18 protein-coding genes, 1 pseudogene and 1 riboswitch are annotated in these 18,636 nt (G+C 42.3%); of the genes and pseudogenes, 13 read left to right on the top strand and 6 right to left on the bottom strand.

What is annotated here, in order from left to right:
- Nucleotides 1–102 precede the first annotated feature (102 nt).
- Entirely contained in the window at nt 103–630 is a 528-nt protein-coding gene (locus F967_RS11390) for an META domain-containing protein (RefSeq protein WP_004799986.1), read from the top strand.
- A gap of 63 nt (nt 631–693) precedes the next feature.
- Here the strand turns inward: F967_RS11390 and F967_RS11385 are convergent, their stop codons facing one another.
- From F967_RS11385 to F967_RS11375, 3 genes are all read right to left on the bottom strand, one after another.
- Nucleotides 694–1,413, bottom strand: a complete 720-nt coding sequence (locus tag F967_RS11385) for a glycerophosphodiester phosphodiesterase (protein WP_004799984.1) — start codon at nt 1,411–1,413, stop codon at nt 694–696.
- A gap of 22 nt (nt 1,414–1,435) precedes the next feature.
- Entirely contained in the window at nt 1,436–2,023 is a 588-nt protein-coding gene (locus F967_RS11380; RefSeq protein ID WP_004799982.1) for a cob(I)yrinic acid a,c-diamide adenosyltransferase, read from the bottom strand.
- 103 nt (nt 2,024–2,126) lie between these two features.
- Complete coding sequence (locus F967_RS11375; protein WP_004799980.1) at nt 2,127–4,001, bottom strand: TonB-dependent receptor plug domain-containing protein; 1,875 nt, start codon at nt 3,999–4,001, stop codon at nt 2,127–2,129.
- A gap of 36 nt (nt 4,002–4,037) precedes the next feature.
- Nucleotides 4,038–4,250: riboswitch (cobalamin riboswitch) on the bottom strand.
- 118 nt (nt 4,251–4,368) lie between these two features.
- Here F967_RS11375 and F967_RS11370 point away from each other — a divergent pair.
- From F967_RS11370 to F967_RS11355, 4 genes are all read left to right on the top strand, one after another.
- Complete coding sequence (locus tag F967_RS11370) at nt 4,369–5,028, top strand: phosphoribosylanthranilate isomerase (protein WP_004799979.1); 660 nt, start codon at nt 4,369–4,371, stop codon at nt 5,026–5,028.
- Nucleotides 5,009–6,253, top strand: a complete 1,245-nt coding sequence (trpB, locus tag F967_RS11365) for a tryptophan synthase subunit beta (RefSeq protein ID WP_004762028.1) — start codon at nt 5,009–5,011, stop codon at nt 6,251–6,253. Before F967_RS11370 ends, trpB begins: the two co-directional genes overlap by 20 nt.
- A gap of 101 nt (nt 6,254–6,354) precedes the next feature.
- Entirely contained in the window at nt 6,355–7,503 is a 1,149-nt protein-coding gene (locus tag F967_RS11360) for a GGDEF domain-containing protein (RefSeq protein ID WP_004799978.1), read from the top strand.
- Nucleotides 7,504–7,522: 19 nt separating this feature from the next.
- Nucleotides 7,523–8,518 (top strand): DUF2804 domain-containing protein, encoded by a 996-nt coding sequence (locus tag F967_RS11355; protein ID WP_004799976.1) that lies wholly within the window; start codon nt 7,523–7,525, stop codon nt 8,516–8,518.
- A gap of 46 nt (nt 8,519–8,564) precedes the next feature.
- On the opposite strand, the gene F967_RS11350 is transcribed toward F967_RS11355, so the two are convergent.
- Nucleotides 8,565–9,440 carry a metal-dependent hydrolase gene (locus tag F967_RS11350; RefSeq protein ID WP_004762023.1) on the bottom strand — a complete coding sequence of 292 codons (876 nt, stop codon included), beginning with the start codon at nt 9,438–9,440 and terminating at the stop codon, nt 8,565–8,567.
- Between the two features lie 115 nt (nt 9,441–9,555).
- Here F967_RS11350 and F967_RS11345 point away from each other — a divergent pair, with 115 nt between their 5' ends.
- The 8 genes and pseudogenes from F967_RS11345 to F967_RS14570 form a co-directional block, all read left to right on the top strand.
- A complete protein-coding gene (locus F967_RS11345; protein ID WP_004799974.1) occupies nt 9,556–10,575 on the top strand; it encodes an AraC family transcriptional regulator in 1,020 nt (339 codons plus the stop codon).
- A 202-nt stretch (nt 10,576–10,777) separates the two neighbouring features.
- Nucleotides 10,778–11,581: a tryptophan synthase subunit alpha gene (gene trpA, locus F967_RS11340; protein ID WP_004762020.1), complete on the top strand. Its 804-nt coding sequence runs from the start codon at nt 10,778–10,780 to the stop codon at nt 11,579–11,581.
- On the top strand, nt 11,578–12,489 hold the full coding sequence (gene accD / locus F967_RS11335) for an acetyl-CoA carboxylase, carboxyltransferase subunit beta (protein WP_004762017.1): 912 nt from the start codon (nt 11,578–11,580) through the stop codon (nt 12,487–12,489). The genes trpA and accD overlap by 4 nt, the downstream gene beginning before the upstream one ends.
- On the top strand, nt 12,486–13,772 hold the full coding sequence (folC, locus tag F967_RS11330; protein WP_004757223.1) for a bifunctional tetrahydrofolate synthase/dihydrofolate synthase: 1,287 nt from the start codon (nt 12,486–12,488) through the stop codon (nt 13,770–13,772). Before accD ends, folC begins: the two co-directional genes overlap by 4 nt.
- On the top strand, nt 13,763–14,842 hold the full coding sequence (locus F967_RS11325) for an SPOR domain-containing protein (protein WP_004799972.1): 1,080 nt from the start codon (nt 13,763–13,765) through the stop codon (nt 14,840–14,842). Before folC ends, F967_RS11325 begins: the two co-directional genes overlap by 10 nt.
- An 88-nt stretch (nt 14,843–14,930) precedes the next feature.
- Nucleotides 14,931–15,707, top strand: a complete 777-nt coding sequence (locus F967_RS11320) for a DUF6929 family protein (RefSeq protein WP_004799970.1) — start codon at nt 14,931–14,933, stop codon at nt 15,705–15,707.
- Nucleotides 15,708–15,783: 76 nt separating this feature from the next.
- The gene (locus F967_RS11315) at nt 15,784–16,842 is read left to right on the top strand and encodes an RNA-guided endonuclease InsQ/TnpB family protein (RefSeq protein ID WP_034431146.1); all 1,059 of its coding nucleotides are present in this window, start codon (nt 15,784–15,786) and stop codon (nt 16,840–16,842) included.
- 18 nt (nt 16,843–16,860) lie between these two features.
- Nucleotides 16,861–17,073 (top strand): annotated as a pseudogene (locus F967_RS14570) (DUF6929 family protein); the annotation flags it as partial.
- A 153-nt stretch (nt 17,074–17,226) separates the two neighbouring features.
- Here the strand turns inward: F967_RS14570 and F967_RS11310 are convergent.
- Together F967_RS11310 and F967_RS11305 are read right to left on the bottom strand one after the other, a co-directional pair.
- The gene (locus F967_RS11310; RefSeq protein ID WP_171063113.1) at nt 17,227–17,814 is read right to left on the bottom strand and encodes a dual specificity protein phosphatase family protein; all 588 of its coding nucleotides are present in this window, start codon (nt 17,812–17,814) and stop codon (nt 17,227–17,229) included.
- A gap of 1 nt (nt 17,815) precedes the next feature.
- On the bottom strand, nt 17,816–18,625 hold the full coding sequence (locus F967_RS11305) for an MBL fold metallo-hydrolase (RefSeq protein ID WP_004799963.1): 810 nt from the start codon (nt 18,623–18,625) through the stop codon (nt 17,816–17,818).
- Between the last annotated feature and the right edge of the window lie 11 nt (nt 18,626–18,636).

Here is an 18,636-nt window from a genome sequence, read left to right as displayed (position 1 = left end):
CAGATAAATGAACACTAGCATTATTCTACAGTTGTACTGAAAGAACCGTAATAGAATTCCGCTTGCCTAACTGGTATATTGATTAAAAGGTGAAACAAATCAATGTGTGAGCAAATTACCATGAAAAATCCGATTTTTTCCATGAAATCTTTTTTTCATAAAACTTTGATTCTGTCGGCTGTTGTGATGGTGGCTGCCTGCCAGAGTCAACCCAAAACAGTGCAGAAAACCACCTTGCAACCGAAACGTGTGGTTCAGCCTCCTGCAATGCAGGTTCGTAAAAGTAGCGATGGTGTGCAGGATATTAAATGGCAAATTATGACCGTTCAGAATAGGCGTGCATTGTTTTTTAACCAGTATCCGAGTTTCCTGCTTAACTCGGTGACAAAGACTGTCTCTGGTCATACAGGCTGTAACGCTATTTATGGTCGTTATACATATGACTTTGCTCAGCAGAAACTTGATTTTGATGTTATGGCTGGACACGATAGTTGCCCTAAGGCTTTGGCGCAGGAAGCAGATTTGATGGATCTCATTCAGCGGGTTGAGCGTTTCCAGTTTGATGGTGCAAATTTATATCTGCTTGATGCTAAAGGGCAGCGTCTGATTCAGGCACAACCTAAAAGATGAATCGTAGAAAAAGGGGGGTGTATTCGCCCCAATCCCATATTTTAATTGTTGATACAGCGATTTTTACAAGCACAAAGATCTGAGCATGGTGCTTGGTACATCGGTGATTAAGCCTTGTATTCCTAACTGCTGTAAATATTTTGCCCGTTCCACATCATTCACAGTCCAGACGCTAATATCAAGTTTTGCTTGGTGAGTAAGTTTAATGATTTCATCGGTTGCCAGTTGGTCTTTCCAGCCAATCTGGCAGCATCCATATTGCTGGGCCAGTTCAATCGCATATTCACCAAGTGGAATTTCAACCAGCAAGCCACGTTTAAAATGGCTGTGATGTTGCTGTAAGGCGGTTAAAATCTTCACATCAAAGCTGGTAATGGTTGCGTTCTTTTTAAAGCCCTTGAGTTCATTATGCAGGCTTAAGATCAGGCGTTCAGCCGCTGCTTCATCTGCAACGGCCTTGATTTCAACTTCAATGTGTTCAAACTCGGTTAAACATGCCATTACATCGGTTAAATGTGGGGTGTATTCTTCATTTTCCCAAGCCTGCCATTGATGACGATGATCAAACTGCTGTGCTGTGGCCAAATCACAACTTTCAACATGCTGTGAACGGCCTGTGGTACGCTGAAAATTATCATCATGGATGACAATTAACTGACCATCCTGTAGTTGCCGCACGTCAAACTCGACAGCTCGTACCCCTAGATCATGCAAATAACGAAAACCACCCAGCGTATTTTCAGGCGCTTCTCCACGTGCCCCACGATGACCAATAATTCGCATTTATTTTCTACCTAAACCATCTTTATGCTGGATCAATACTGTCATTGATATTCTTCTGCCACAGCACTTCGCTACCACCCTCGGCACGCTGTAAACTGCGTGAAGCCACAAACAGCCAGTCTGATAAACGATTGAGTAATTGTAAAGCGGTTGCCTGAATATTTTGATCGCGTGTATGCACCGACATCAGGGCACGCTCAGCACGACGGCAGACAGCACGCGCCTGATGCGCATAACTACAGGCCAAAGTGCCTGATGGGAGGATAAAATCTTTCAGCATTGGCAGACTTTCATTCATACGGTCAATTTCTTTTTCAAGAAATTCAATACAAACGGGTTGGAGTAAATGGTAGTTGGGAATGCATACCTCACCGCCTAAATCGAACAGCCAGTGCTGAATCAGGCTCAGACTTTTGTCCCAGTGGTCTTTATCTGCAATTTGGCTGGCAGTGATTTGTGCGCGGAGTACACCAACGGTCGCGTTCAGTTCATCCACATCACCCAGTGCAGTGATGCGTAAATCGTCCTTGGCAATCCGTGAACCATCTCCTAAACCCGTTGTACCTGAATCGCCAGTGCGTGTATAAATCTTGCTTAAACGATGTCCCATAGTTCTGTTGCTCTTGTCCTAAAATAAAAAGGGGATAATGTCGGTCAGAACATTATCCCGAAACTGGAGTTAAGAAAATATTTTTATTATCTAGATTGCACGATTAATAACGAAGAGTGACACCCACAGAAGCTTGGCGACCACCGTTTACATACCAACCATCACCAAAATTATCAGCAGTTCTGTACTCAACATCACCCATATTCTCAATATTACTGAAAACTTTAATATTAGGGTTGATATTCCAGTACATGTTTAAATCAACGGTTGCATAACCAGGAGCTTTAACTTTATTGGCATTATCTGCATAAATATCTGAGCGTGCGATAATTGAGGCGCTTATTCCATAAATTGAATTTTCAAGTCCAGTCGTTAAAGTGAGGGTCTGTTTAGGCTTATATGCAACTATCAGATCAGTCTTTTTATCTTTTGAATCAACATAAGCGTATTCTGTGTTTAGGAATAGGTCATCTTTTTTCCATTTAAGACCTAGCTCACCACCATTGATTTCAGCTTTATCTATGTTGATATACGTTGAGTTCGGGCTTGAGTATTTATAGCTGATTAAATTTTTTATTTCAGTATGGTAAGCAGATAAAAAGGCATTTAGGTTTTGCCCAATTCTTTGATCTACACCAATTTCATAGGAAATACTTTCTTCTGGTTTTAGATCAGGATTACCATAGGTATTTCCATAGGACTTTTCTGAAAAATAATAGAGTTCTGTTAGGGATGGGGCTTTAAAAGCTGATCCGACATTGGCATAAATACTTGTTTCTGGTAATACTTGATAACGAACAGCTCCTTGACCGATTGTATGTGTACCGAATAGTTCATTATCTTCAGTACGAACACCAACCTGCGTATTTAGCTTATCTGTCTTATACTGATGTTGAACATAATAACCGATAGAATCGATACTTTGCTTTTTATCTTTTACATCATTACTTTTAAAATCTGATTTTAGATAAGTTACACCTGCGAGTAAATTATTCTTAGAGTCTATATTCCAGTTTAAGTTTAGATCACCTTCATTGTTTTCTGTATCAAAATGGTCTGGATCACTATCTTTTATTTGTTGGTTATCAATAAAGTTTGAATAACGTGCAGATAATGTAAGATTTTCAGCAAAACCATATTGAATGCTTGAATTAATCAGGCGGTTCTCAAATATACGCTCTGCATTATTTTTGATAGTCATGTAATTGTAGAATTGACTCAGCCCTTCATTCTGACTGATTGACAGGTCAGTTTTAATGTTCTTTTTATTGTCGTAACCTACTTTTGCACTGTAACCTTTCTGATCGTAAGCAGCTTTTTGATCTTTGCTTTGATTATCTAGTATTCGTGTTCCATCACTTTCTAGACGTTGTCCTCTAATTTGTGCATAAAAACCATCTTGAATAAGGTCAGCTCCCGCAATGGCTTTATAGGTATTATTTTCCCCATAGATACCTGTAATAAAACCGCTATTTTTTGTTGGAGTTGAGGTTATCATTTGAGCCACTCCACCAATTGCATCTGTTCCATATTGTACAGATGCTGGACCTTTAAGAATTTCTATCTGTTCAAGATCAGATGAATCAAGAAATGATGGATAAATTGCAGCAAGGTGGTTTTGGCTATTTAGACGAGCGCCATCTTTTAATATGAGAGTGTGATTTGGTCGAGTTCCACGAATTGAGATTTCCGTGATCTGACCTATTCCGCCACTTTGTTTGACAAAAACAGAAGGATCACGCTGAATTAAATCTGATAAGTTGAGAGCAGGATTCTTTTCAATCGTTTTTTGATCAATCACAGTCAGACGTGCAGGAACATTCTTTAACTTTTCTTCAGAACGAGATGCCGTCACAACAATCGTATCTAGCGTCGCAGTTTTCGCGCTTGATTGATCTTGAGCAAAAGTAGTTGAAGAAAACCCCATCGCAATAGCGATAGCACCAACTAAACTTGTCGGTTGAAAAATAGTAGACATGATGTCGCTCCATACATTCACCCGTCGTGAATGTTAAAGTGGAAATAAACAACAAGCAGGTCTCCGGACTTCACTATATCATCACAATGACGATGCTATTAATCATCTTCCCACATCATTCAGATGCAGTGATTTGGCGTTGAGCTTGATTAATAATTCGGTGTTACCGTTGCGAGGGCAGTGTTGGATTTTCACCAACTTCCCTATAAGCAAAAGAATTTGCTTTAGACTTGTTGCGATATTGGGCGAAGTATAAAGTGTTAAAGTTTTTTAAACAATCGTATTTCGAAATGAACTTTGCCCCAAGTGAGTCAAATTGCATTACAATGCGATGGTTTCAAAATATTCATTTTAAATTGGACACATCATGCGCCAATCTCAAATGCGAACTCGCGCCAAGATTTGTGGAATAACTCGAGCACAAGATATTCAATCTGTGGTGCAGGCAGGCGCAGATGCAATCGGTTTTGTATTTTTCCCGCCTAGTCCTCGCTATGTGACTATTGAGCAAGCGCAATCGTTGGCAAAACTTATTCCACCTTATGTGCAACTGGTTGGCCTGTTTGTAAATGCGAGTGCAGAAGAAATACAAAGCGTACTTGATTCAGTTCCTTTAGATGTATTACAACTACATGGTGATGAAAGTCCTGAACAATGCCAGCAGATTGCGGCACAATGCAAACGCCGTTGGTATAAGGCCATACAGGTTCAACCAGATATGGATGTGGTGGCTGAAATTCAGCGCTATCAAGCTGTTGGAGCCAGTGCGGTTCTACTTGATGCGTGGCATCCTGAGCTGAAAGGTGGCACGGGACACAGTTTCGACTGGAACCAATTTCCCCAACTCGATATTCCACTGATTTTGGCAGGCGGATTAACCCCTGAAAATGTGAGTGACGCTATTGATACTACAGCAGCTTTTGCTGTGGATGTCAGCGGAGGCGTAGAGTCCGCAAAAGGTATAAAAGACCAACAACTCATTGAAAAATTTATGCAAGGAGTCCAACGTGGATCAGCAAAACCTTAGTCAACAAAATCAGGCGATTGACTACACCCAGTTTCCAGATGCTCAGGGGCATTTCGGGATTCATGGTGGGCGTTTTGTATCAGAAACGCTGATGGCTGCACTTGAAGACTTGGAAAGTCTTTATGGTCGTATGAAAAATGATGCTCAGTTTCTGGCTGAGTTTGACCGTGATCTTGCGTACTATGTTGGTCGTCCTAGCCCACTTTATCATGCTGAAAGATGGTCACAGCATCTCGGCGGTGCGCAGATTTACCTCAAGCGTGAAGACCTGAACCATACGGGTTCACACAAGGTCAACAACACCATTGGTCAGGCACTCTTGGCAAAGTTGTCTGGTAAAAAACGTATTATTGCTGAAACAGGCGCAGGGCAGCATGGCGTTGCGACCGCAACCATTGCAGCGCGTTTGGGTATGGAATGTGTAGTGTACATGGGTGCTGAAGACGTAAAACGTCAGGCAATGAATGTATATCGCATGCGTTTGCTTGGCGCGACTGTTGTGCCTGTGCAAAGTGGTTCAAAAACATTGAAAGATGCCATGAACGAAGCAATGCGTGACTGGGTCACCAATGTTGATAGCACTTACTATGTGATTGGTACGGTTGCTGGTCCACATCCATATCCGCAGTTGGTGCGTGATTTCCAGTCGATTATTGGCCGTGAAGCGCGCCGCCAGATTCAGGAGCAGGCAGGACGTTTACCTGATGCCTTGGTGGCTTGTGTTGGCGGTGGCTCAAATGCGATGGGTCTGTTCTATCCATTCCTGAATGATCAGGATGTGAAAATGTACGGTGTTGAAGCCGCAGGCTATGGTATTGAAACAGGCAAGCACTCTGCACCATTGAATGCAGGTCATGTGGGTGTATTACATGGTAACCGTACTTACCTCATGTCGGATGAGCAAGGTCAAATTATTGAAACCCATAGTATTTCAGCAGGTTTGGATTATCCAGGTGTTGGTCCAGAGCATAGCTTCTTAAAAGATATGCATCGTGTTAAATATGTGCCAATTAAAGATGATGAAGCACTACAAGGCTTCCGTGATTTAACACAGATTGAAGGGATTATTCCTGCACTTGAAAGTTCACATGCGATGGCCTATGTCAGCAAGCTTGCCCCAACCATGTCGAAAGACCAGATCATTATTGCCACAGTTTCAGGTCGTGGTGATAAAGACTTGATGACTGTCGCGAAAATTGATGGTATTCCGATGGTCGACTTATAAAACTAAAAAATTATATGCTAGGATTAAGGTAAATTTATGTCTAATGACATTATATGGTCATTAGGTTTTTACATGGATGTAATCACATAGGATTACGGGGGATGAAATATTCCTTACCTAGATATATTAGTAAAGCTTTTCTAGTTATTCTGGACTGGGATTTAGTCAAAAAATCCCAATCAATACTGTGGTATGCCAGTTTTACCGCAGTCGTGATCTATTTTATCCAAATAAAATACATGTATCATCCATTGGCAAATACTGAATTGCTTATTCGGTTCCAATGGCTGTTTCCTGGCATCATTATATTAAATATATTTTTTATTTTATTGGGTTATTTTATTAAAAAAAAGCCAGACCTGCATATTTACTATGTGATGTTTTTATCTGTTTATTATCCATTCTCATTGTTGGGACTGCCAATTGGGGTAGGTTTGCTGAACCTTCTGAATGGTATTATCTTTATGGGGATTGCCTTTACCGCATTATTATTATATCCCCGATTTGTGGTCTATTTTGGTCTGGCCTTTTATGTCTTTGCATACTATATTTTAGCTGGTCTTACGGTGACTGGCTATCTGGATTATGCGCTGGCCTATAAACCTTATACCTTGTTGCATAAGGATGTTCAAAATCCCCAGATTATTTACTCCATGTTTTATACCACCTTATATGCTGCATTCACCATCACCTTGTTTGATATTAGTGTGGAACGTTGGCGGCGCTATAATTCAAAAATAGAAAAACTCAGTTCTACTGATGAGTTAACAGGGCTGTTGAATCGCCGTGGAGTGAATCAAATTATTGATTTACAGATGCAGCAGGCACAAATTACCCATCGAGAAACATCATTGATTATGGTGGATATTGATAATTTTAAAAATATTAATGATCAATATGGACATCATCAGGGTGATCTGGTGTTGAAACACGTTGCCAGTATATTGCGGAAAAACCTGCGAACCAGTGATGTGATTGGGCGCTATGGAGGTGAGGAATTTGTGATTCTGCTGCCATTTACCTCGATTGAAAATGCGGTGCTGGTGGCAGAGACATGCCGTAAGGCATTGGAGCAAACGGCAATTGAAGTTAAGGAAAATGAACCACTCTCTATCAAGGCCTGTTTTGGGGTAAGTAGTACAGCTTTTAGTGGTTTTGATTATACAGGCTTGTTTGAGCAGGCGGATAAGGCGATGTACCAAGCCAAGCACAATGGTAAGAATCAGGTCAGAACGGCATTTACGTTATAATTGAGTTGGGGAAAATCTTGTGAAATTGATACAGAAAAATGGTCAGCCTCGTTATGGGCGTTTTGATCAGATACCTTCACAGATCAATTTGGACGACTATATTTATAAAACGCCTTATGGCCAAGTACTAAAAGGCTGGCGCAAGCAGCTTAAATATAAGAAATTTAAATTCTGTGGTTTACAACATGAGCATTACAGCATTGGTATTGCGATTGTCGATCTATCATGGGCAGGGCATGGCTTTTTCTATGTTTATGACCATCTTTCAGGAAAGGTGATTGAATGGAATGCGATCCAGCCACTGGCGTTGAAAACCCATCTGGATGAACAACCGTTATTTAGTCAAAGTTATTTTAAGAAATCTGCCTATCAATTCGATATGCAGCATGCCAATGGTGTGCGTTACATTCAGGTGACCAGACATGGGGAAGTGCAGTTGAAAGCCCGTATCTTCTGTGCGGGTACGGATGCACTCAGTTTATGTAGCCCAACAGGAATTAATGGTTGGACATATACACAAAAACAAACCTCTTTAGCTGTAGAAGGCTTTTTCATTAGTCCAGATCAACAGCAGATCGAATTTAATTCTCACAGCCTAGCTGCACTGGATGATACCTGTGGTTTTCTACGCCCTGAAACAGCATGGTTCTGGCTCTCCTGCCAGTTCCGCGATGAAAATGGCTGCCGAATTGGTTTGAACCTTGCATCAGGTGTCAATGAAAGTTTTGGCAATGAAAATGCATTGTGGGTGGATGGGCGCTTATATCCACTTACCGATATCTTATTTGAGCAACAAAATGAGAATTGTTGGTCAGTTCGTTCTTTAGATGAGCGATTGAATTTACTAGTTGAAACAGGTTGGTGTCGTTTTGAAAATATTAACTTACGTTTGATCGGTAGCCAGTTTAATCAGTGGCAAGCGAAAATCGGCGGTACGATTGAACATGAAAATGTTGAACTGGTGATTTTGAACAATGAATATGGATTATTAGAACAGCATTACGCCAAATGGTAATCCTCATCAAAAAAATCCCTCTTTTTAAAGAGGGATGACGGGAGTTTTATAGACCAGCTTGCCAAAAAGCCTCGCCCGCAGCGATTGGGTCATTGGTTTTAGCCAATGTATCAATCCAGACATCATACTGGCGAATAATCGGATGTTGGTTTGGATGAAAATCTTTTTTAAACCAGTCGCTATACTGTTCTCTTTTTGCCGTCAAAATACCTCTGCGCCCAAAGAACCACGGCAAGCCCTTGCGTGCCATGTCAAGACGCTGCCTAAAGCTAAAACCATCAGTCTTAAGCATGACATCGGTACGGTAAAGTGTGAAGCCAAACATTAACAAGGTCGTAATGACAAGGGCGGAACGGCGAGTCAATTCTGGTACTTCACCGACCTGTTGCATGACATCAAAAGCCACATCACGATGTTCCATTTCCTCAATTGCATGCCATGCGAACAGCGCGCGAACAAAAGGATCAGCCTCTGCCAATGTTTCTTTCTTACTATAGAATGTATCTGCCATCAGGGCGGTTAAATGTTCAGCCGCGGCCGTCATGGCAATATTGTATTGTGGTGAGCGATTCTTCAACTCAAATCTAAATATTTTTTTCAAACGGTTGGTGAACTGATCCACAGGCATGCCTTGTTCTTTCATGATCTGGTTCATTTTGTCATGGGCAATGCCGTGCTGGGCTTCTTGACGAATAAAGTCTGCCACACGTTCCTGTAGCTCAGGATCATTGATCTTGTCGCGGAATAAACGTACACATTCAATGAAGTAGCGTTCGCCATCAGGAAATGTCAGGCTTAATGCATCAAATATGCGGGTACGGAATGGATCGCCACCAAACCAGAAACGTGGAGCCTCATTGAGGTGAAAGTCTAGGTTTGTTCTTACAATTGGATCAGCCTGATAGGAAACATGTGCATTCATTTTTGCTATTCCTTGTCTTTTGCATAAACTCAGTATGGAAAAAGTCCGATGAAATGTTTTGACAGTTACAGCCAAGTTTTATACAAATAACGACAGATCAGGATGAGATCGGCATATGTCAGTTAAAATTATTATTGGATACCTACGGTTGTTGAATCGTGTCCTACAGCAGGAACACATTGATTTGTCTAAAGTTGTTGCACCTGAACTTTGGCAAGCTTTTCATGCCTGTTTAGAAAATCCAGATGAGCATGATTTTGATGTCGAACGTTATGCATTGCTTTTGCAATCTGCACAAGCTTATTTCCCTCGACCGATTACATTAGTATTGGCTGAACATGCCAATTTGCAAGATTTGGGTTTAATGGGATATTTGGCTTCAACCAGTTTAGATCTGCAACAGGCGTTACAGCTTTTACAACGTTATTATTCTTTAGTCTTTAAACAGACCAATTTAGAACAACTGAATGTTCAGCAGTTTTCTGATTATATTCAAATTGTTTGGAGTGCGTCTTATAGTGATTATCGGGAAATGTATGAGCTAAATTTGGCGTTGATTTTTAAAATTGCCCAGTCAATTGTTCAGGATGCCCTGGTGCCACCGCAAATGATTCAATTTGGTTATGCGCCGAATACTGCGTTATATCATTTTGAAAAATTTTATGGCTGTGCCATTCAGGTACAGGCTGGACAATATGCAATTCGTTTTTCCAATCAGATTTTGCAGGCGAAAAGTATTGCCGCGGATCAACAGTTGAATCATGTGCTCTCTCATCAGGCTCAGCAATCGTTAAATAGCATGAGTTCCTTTGAGGCACAGCAACAACAATTTCGGCAGAAAATCCAGAGCTATATTGAGCAGGGCTTGTTGCAGCAAGAGGAAGTTTTACAGAGTTATGTCGCCAAACGTTTGTACTGCTCTGAACGTACCTTGCAGCGTCAGCTCAAGAGCTATCAATTGAACTTTCAGGATATTCTGGATCAATACCGTCTGGAGCAAAGCAAGCTTTATCTGCAACAGGGCAAGTCATTTTCCGAAATTGCCGAGCGTTTAAACTATGCGGATCAGAGTGCCTTTGGACGTGCTTTTAAACGCTGGACAGGTGTCACACCGAAACAGTTTTTAAAATTGTAATGTATAGAAATTAGGAAGCTTTGATCATTGAGAAAAAAACAAAAATAGAGATAAATGTATGCGGGCTGTTGTAAGTAGCAACATTCGCTGTTGAATCGCGCCAAACCCTGTTCAATGAACAAAAAATAGCGGTACAATGCAGTGTTTCTGTATGACTACAAACAACTCCTCAATTTATATAAATCAAGGAAAGCATAATCCCATGTCACGTCTTGCCACTCGTTTTGAACAGCTTAAATCTCAGCAACGTAAAGCGCTTGTTTCTTATGTTATGGCAGGTGACCCGCATCCACAAGTCACTGTTCCATTGCTGCACCAGATGGTTGAGGCGGGTGTTGATGTCATTGAGCTGGGGCTGCCGTTCTCAGACCCAATGGCGGATGGCCCTGTAATTGCCTTAGCTGCTGAGCGTGCTCTGGCAGGTGGAACCAATACCCTTAATGCACTGGATATGGTCAAGGCCTTTCGTGAGCAGGATCAAACCACACCAGTGGTATTGATGGGATATTTAAACCCCGTTGAGGTGATTGGCTATGAAAAGTTCGTTGCCTATGCCAAAGACTGTGGTGTGGATGGCGTGCTTCTGGTGGACTTACCACCTGAAGCATCTCAGCAATTAGGTGAAGTTCTTAAAAAAAATGGAATGGATCAGATTTTCCTGCTTGCGCCAACCTCAACTGATCAGCGTATTCAGCATGTGGTCAATCAGGCAAGTGGCTTTGTTTACTACGTGTCACTTAAAGGCGTGACAGGTGCGGCAACACTGGATACTGCTGAAGCAGCAGCACGTATTGCAAAAATCAAGTCTAAGACCAGTGTGCCAGTCGGTGTCGGTTTCGGAATCAGTGATGCAGCGTCTGCAAAAGCGATGGGACAGGTTGCCGATGCCGTGATTGTGGGAAGTGCTTTCGTTAAATCTTTTGCGACATTGCCAGCGGATGAGGCTGTGCAACAGACGGTGAATAAAGTGAAGGAGCTTCGAGCCGCGCTCGATGAGTTAGTATGAGTCAAGAACGATTGAGTCCAGAATCAGCAACAGGGAAAGTGCTTGGTCCCACAACACCCTGGACAGAACGTCAAGTGCCAGGGATTCAGGTTGCGGATGAACAGCAGACCTTTAAGTCAACTTTTACCGAGCCAACCATTGAATGTCCTGAATGTCATGCCTTGGTGACGCGTACAGCCATGTCATTCAACGCCTATGTGTGTCCGCAATGCGATGAACATTTGCGTATGAAAGCACGTGATCGCCTGACCTGGTTCTTTGATCAGGTCAACTCAGAACTGGGTCAGGAATTTAGTGCCAAAGACCCGCTAAAGTTTGTGGATAGCAAGCCTTATCCAGAACGTATGCGGGAGGCGCAGGATAAAACAGGTGAATCAGAAGCACTGGTGGTGATGCAGGGCTCGCTCAAAGGCTTGGATTTGGTGGCATGCGCCTTTGAGTTTGATTTCATGGGCGGTTCAATGGGTACTGTGGTCGGTGACCGCTTTGTACAGGCAGCTGAACGGGCAATCCAGCTACACCAGCCTTTGGTGTGTTTTGCGGCTTCAGGCGGCGCACGTATGCAGGAAGGCATGCTGTCTCTGATGCAAATGGCACGTACTTCTGCGGCAATCCAGAAAATGAAAGAAGCACGTGTGCCTTATCTGGTGGTATTGACCCATCCAGTTTATGGGGGTGTAACCGCTTCCTTGGCAATGCTGGGGGATGTTCATCTGGCTGAACCGAAAGCCATGATTGGTTTCGCGGGTAAACGGGTGATTGAGCAAACGGTACGTGAAAAACTGGAAGAGCCATTCCAGCGTGCGGAATATCTGCTTGATCATGGTGTGGTCGATCAGATTGTTCATCGTCATGCGTTACGTGATACTGTATATAGACTAGTGGCTAAACTGATGAACTTACCTTGAAACTAGACGCTCCCCATTCAACAGATACACTCACAACATGGCTCGATTATTGGGGCCATGTTCATGTTACAGGCATTGATTTAGGGCTGGAGCGGGTGATTCCCGTTGCTGAAAGGCTGGGCGTGATGCAGCCAAAAGCCAAGGTGTTTACAGTTGCGGGCACCAATGGTAAAGGCTCAACCACAACCACATTGGCGACGATTCTAAACGCACAGGGTTACAAGGTTGGGCTATATCAGTCACCCCATATTTATCGTTTTAATGAACGGGTAAAGCTGGCGGGTCATGAGGTGGATGACCAGAGTTTGGTTGATGCCTTTGTGTGTGTTGATCAGGCGCGTCGTGAGTGTGGTCTAAGTCTTTCTTTCTTTGAAGCCACCACATTGGCGGCCTTTGTTATTTTTAAGCAGCAGCAATGTGATGTCTGGGTGCTTGAGGTTGGGCTGGGTGGTCGCCTTGATGTGGTCAACGTGATTGACCCTGATATAGCGGTGATCACCAATATTGGCCTGGATCATGTGGACTGGCTGGGTGATACCATTGAAAAAATTGCCTTTGAAAAGGCGGGTATTATCCGTCCAGACATTCCCGTTGTTTTTGCAGGGCAACAGCAACTTCCACAGGCCATTCAACATAAGGTGGATGAGACAAACGCCAGCCTGTATACACTGAATCGGGATTATTTCTATCAACTGAATAATGATGGACAGAGCTGGTCATTTGCATCGTCTGGCGCAACCTTAAAGCTTCCCGTGGGACAGTTGGCCTTGGACAACATCTCCACTGCCGTGGCCGCGGTACTGGTGAGTGGGATTGAAATTTCACAGCAGGCCATTGCAACAGGTATTCAGCAGGCACGTTTGCAGGGGCGTTTTGAAATTCGCCAAATACAGGATAAAACCGTTATTTTTGATGCAGGACATAACCCACACGGTGTCGAATTTTTATTGAATCAGTTGCGAAAATTTTTAAAATACAATAAACAGTACACAGAAGTGGTCGCAGTATTTTCGATGCTGGCAGATAAGGACATCGCGTCTGTCACCGATTTACTAAAAACAACAGTAAAAGACTGGTTTATTGCTACTTTAGATGTGCCGAGGGCCGCAGCAATGCGACAGTTGCATGAGGCATTGCAGGGCCAGCAGGTCCATGAGTTTGGCAGTATCCAGCAAGCATTTGAAACTGTGCTGAAACAATGTCATAACAATCAGCTAATTTTAGTCTGTGGTTCGTTTCATACCTTGGAAGCGATCTGGGAGTATTTAGAACAATGTCAATGAATAACAAGCAACGCTGGATGGGTGGCGTTGTTCTACTTGGAGGGGGTGTTTTGTTGGCAGCATTACTTTTCAAGGGTAATGAAGAAATAGAGCAGGATAAGACCCAGACTACAGTTACTCACCCTATTCCCAAAACCGAAACCCAGCCTAAAATAGCCCAGCCAGCGCAGGAGGGGGAGATGGTCTCCTTGCAGCCTCTGGCCGTGGATGTTGAAACCGAAAAACGTTTGCTGGATGAACAGAAACGTGCACGTGAAAAGGCGGTTGCTGAACAGGAGGCCCGTGCTGCCGAGTTCCTGAAAATGCAGCAGGAGGCTGAGGCTGCGGCTGCACGTAAAGCTGCTGAAGAGTACGCTGCAATCAATGCCCGTAGAACTGCGGCGCAGGAAAGTTCAGATAATATTCCACCAGAACTGGTTGAGGACGAGCAGGCTAAGGCTCAACGACATGCTGAAGAAAAACGTAAGCTGGAAGAAAAGAAGAAAGCCGAACAGCAGAAAGTAGAGCAGCAGAAAACTGACGCTGAAAAGAAGCTAGCTGAAGACAAGCGTAAGGCGGAAGCAGATAAGAAAGCTGAGGAAGACAAGCGTAAGGCTGAGGCCGACAAGAAAGCGGTCGAAGAAAAGAAACGTAAAGCTGAAGCAGAGAAGAAAGCGGCTGGAGAAAAACGCAAGGCTGAAGCGGATAAAAAAGCTGAGGAAGACAAGCGCAAGGCTGAAGCCGACAAGAAAGCAGCGGCTGAAGAAAAGAAACGTAAAACTGAGGAAGATGCCAAGAAAAAGGCTGAGGCTGAAAAAGCCCGTCAGCTTCTGGAAAATGGTGACAAAAACTGGATGGTACAGGTGGCGCTGGCGGCAAATCAGGCCAACGCCGATACAGTGGTGTCCAAGTTGCGCGCCAAAGGTTATAAAGTCACCACCAGCCCGACTTCCAAGGGAATTCGGATTATGGTGGGGCCATCCAAAGATCGTGAGACTGCTGATGCCGCACGTAAGAGAATTACCTCAGATGAGAGTCTGGGCATGAAGTCCGCTTGGGTGATTGACTGGGTTCCACTTGATCAGCGATAACAAAAGATAAACGACTAGATCAAAGCTGGAAAGCGTCTGGTTTTGACCTTGTTACAAGTGTTCTATTTCTGCGGGCAGTGAGTACAATATGAGTAGCGGCTTTAAGATATTAGAACACTTTATATTTTCAGAGGATTCGAGTGTTAGTGCGCTTTCTGGCGCGGCTTGTGTGGGAGATGATCTCTACTTGGTTGGAGATGATGTGGGGTACTTACTCAAAACCGATCGAAAAAATAACATCAATCGTGCGACTAATTTTGAAAAAATTCCATTATTTGAACATTCTGAATATACGACTCTGAGGATGTTTAGTAAAAAAACTAAACCAGACTTTGAAGCGCTTAGCTGTATTCGCTTCGATGGACAACCTCAGTTACTAGTGATGGGTTCAGGTTCTACAGAAAATCGAAAAAAAGCATTATTGTATAATCCAGTTAATAATCAGGTTCATGTTTTACTTGATACCTCGGATTATGATTTTTTAGAACATTGTTTGGCGTTGACTGGTGGCGCTGATCTCAATATAGAAGCAGTTTGTTCAGATCAAAACAATTTATACATCTTTCAACGTGGCAATATTAATCGTTTTCATGGTGTTTTAGTCTTTGATTTAATAAAACTTCAAAATGGAAAATCATTAGAAAGTTCGCTGAAAAATTCATTTAATCTGACATTACCAGAGCTTGAAGGGGCAGCAAGTGGTATTTCTGATGCTTATTTTCTGGTGGAGAAAAATCTAATTATCGCCACCGCTGCGGTTGAGCAAACATTAAATACTTATGATGATGGCGCAGTGCTAGGCAGTTTTATCCATTGGAGCGTAAAACCTCGGGGTTTAGCCCGACGATATAAGCGACTGGCGTAAGCCATACGACATGAAATGTCGTTTTAAATACTTTTGCTATAATCACTATTAAGAAAAATACGGTTAAAATAATTGTATGAAGACACTCAAATTACGAATAAAAGACAAACATTGCAAGATGCTAGACCAACTAGCGTTGGAGGTAAACTTTGTTTGGAATTATGTCAATGATTTGTGTTTCAAGCATCTACAACGCAAACAACAATTCTTTTCAGCATACGATATTGCTAAATACACAAAAGGCACATCGAAAGAATGTAATTTGCATAGCCAAACGATTCAGGCGGTCACAGAAGAATTAGTGACAAGACGCAAGCAATTCAAAAAAGCAAAACTGAAATGGCGAGTCAGCAATAAAAAATCAGCTAGGCGTTCATTGGGCTGGATACCATTCAAAAAAGTTGCAATCAAATATGCTGATGGATATGTTCAATACGGCAAGCATCAATTCAAACTATGGGACAGCTACGGACTAAGCAAATACAATGTTAAAACAGGCTCGTTTGTAGAGGATAGTCGTGGGCGTTGGTATGTCTGTCTTGTAGTTGATTCAATTAAAACAGAGAAAACCAGCGCTAAAACCTCAATTGGCATAGACTTGGGTTTAAAGGATTTAGCCACTTGTTCAGATGGAGTAAAGCTCAAAGCTTCTAAAATCTATCGACAATACGAACAAAAACTTGGCATAGCCCAACGAGCTAGAAATAAGAAACGCGTCAAAGCGATTCACGCCAAGATTAAAAATATACGTCAAAACATGCTGCATCAATTCAGCCATAAACTGGTGAATGAACATGCAGCAATCTTCATTGGCAATGTGAATGCCAAAGCACTCGCACAAACTAAATTAGCTAAATCAGTGCTAGATGCAAGTTGGACAACACTAAGAACCATGCTCAAGTATAAATGCGAGAACGCAGGGGTATGGTATGAAGAAGTCAATGAAGCGTATACCACCCAAACGTGTTCGTGCTGTGGCTCACGCTGTAGTAGTCCGAAAGGTAGGACAGGTCTTGGAATAAGAGAATGGCAGTGTATGGAGTGCGGTACGCTCCATGATCGGGATGTAAATTCCGCACTGAATATTCTTGCGCTCGGACATGAGCGTCTCGCAGGAGGAATCCCCGTCCTTTAGGTCGGGGAGGATGTCAATTTAATTTTCTCACCAGAGGGTAAAATTTTATATACACATTTGATTCAGGATTCGAAAGAACAAACACTTGCTATTAAAGTAGAAGGAATTACATGGCTAGAGTCGACATCTGATGGTGAGGTATTTTTATTGGTCACGGATAGCGATGGTGGTGATTCTGAAGTTTTTAAACTATTACTTAGTAACTCTGTTTTTGCCAATTCTTCAAGTTAGTTCGTATTTCTTAGCTTACCATTCAACTTATAAAATTAGGTTTTTTAAAGCCCAATAAAAAATGCATAAAATCCAAAATTAAAGAAACAAATCTTACACCCCCAACATCTATCTCTCTAAAAATTGGATTTAATCTAAAGTGCATCTCGCAATCTAAATAGGTGCTGGATTTGAATGTTGTTGTTGAATCCATTTTACATTTTCAGGGGTGAAAAGATGGTCAATATTTTTCCAAATGATATGATAGCCGTATCCTCCTTGTTTCATTTCTTTAACCGCATCTTCAATTGCCCAATGCTCAAAAATAATTCGATACATGGCAATGGTCGCGCCTGTGCGGTCAGAACCATGATAGCAATGCACTAAGATTTTCTGGTTTTGTTGTTTAGCAGTTTGAATAACACGCATTGCTTCTAACAAGTCATTTCGATCAATTGACCATGTATTGATTGGAATGTGTACCAGATTAAAAGGCTGATCTCTTAAAACTTTGGCATCTTCATTTCTTGCGCGCAGGTTGAGGACAGTGCCAATTTGATGTTTTTTCAGGAAAGGGATTAACTGGTTGCTGGGTTGTTCACTGCGAAAAACATCAGGACTGATCTGGTAAAAATTATGTGTATCTGAAATCAGTGCTCCCCAATGCTGGGGCCTTTGATGCTCCTCCAGACTTGAATGTTTCATACAACCACCTAAGCTTAGGGATGATATGAAAGTAATAGTAATCAGTATCTTATGCATATTATTGGTAACGATTGAATTCAACTGGGTCATGTGCACAAATTAACTCAATACTCGGTTCATGTTGAGCCAGATATTGTAAGTGCTTCAGATTGTGTAAACGTTGTTGGTTATCCTCAGCCAGTAATCGTTCTGTAAAGTCCAATGCTCTTAACCTGTTTTTAGGGTTGAGTTCCAAATGGGAAAAATAGGCATCTCCACAGAATAAAATCCAGCCATCCTGTTTTTTGACTGCAATCGCACTATGTCCAAGCGTATGACCGATCAGGGGAACCATCAGGATTTCATCCTGAAATAAAGGTAATCCCTTGACTTTTTGCAGATTAAACCATGCTTCACCATCAGCCTGTTCAGCAAAGTTCCAGTAACGGTGATATTTAAACTGTTCTGTTTTGTAACGATTTTTCCCTTTGAGTGATAAAGATTGAGTGGCATTAAATTCAGAGGCCAATACATGCACGGTTGCATTTGGAAAATCCGAAATTCCGCCTGCATGGTCAAAGTCAAGATGTGAAACAAAAATGTGTTTTACATCATCCAGACTATAACCAAGCCGTTGAATCTGGTGGAAAGCACTCAAATGAATATCGGGCACAATCGCGCCGAATTTGGTCAGCAATGAGCCTAGACGTTGTTGAGTATGTAAATAATCTTGTGTACCCAAACCTGTATCAATCAGGACCAGCCCCCGATCAGTCTCAACCAGTAGACAGTGGCAGACTAAATGGGCTTTCCAGCCTTTTTGTCCAAACATAGGGGCGCAAACAGGGCAGAAGCTGCCACAAGTGAGATGATGGATATTGTAGATCATGGTGATTTTTG

Origin of the sequence: Acinetobacter sp. CIP 102637, from assembly GCF_000368425.1 — a bacterium.
GTDB classification, from domain to species: domain Bacteria; phylum Pseudomonadota; class Gammaproteobacteria; order Pseudomonadales; family Moraxellaceae; genus Acinetobacter; species Acinetobacter parvus.
This window is presented reverse-complemented; position numbering and strand designations above follow the sequence as displayed.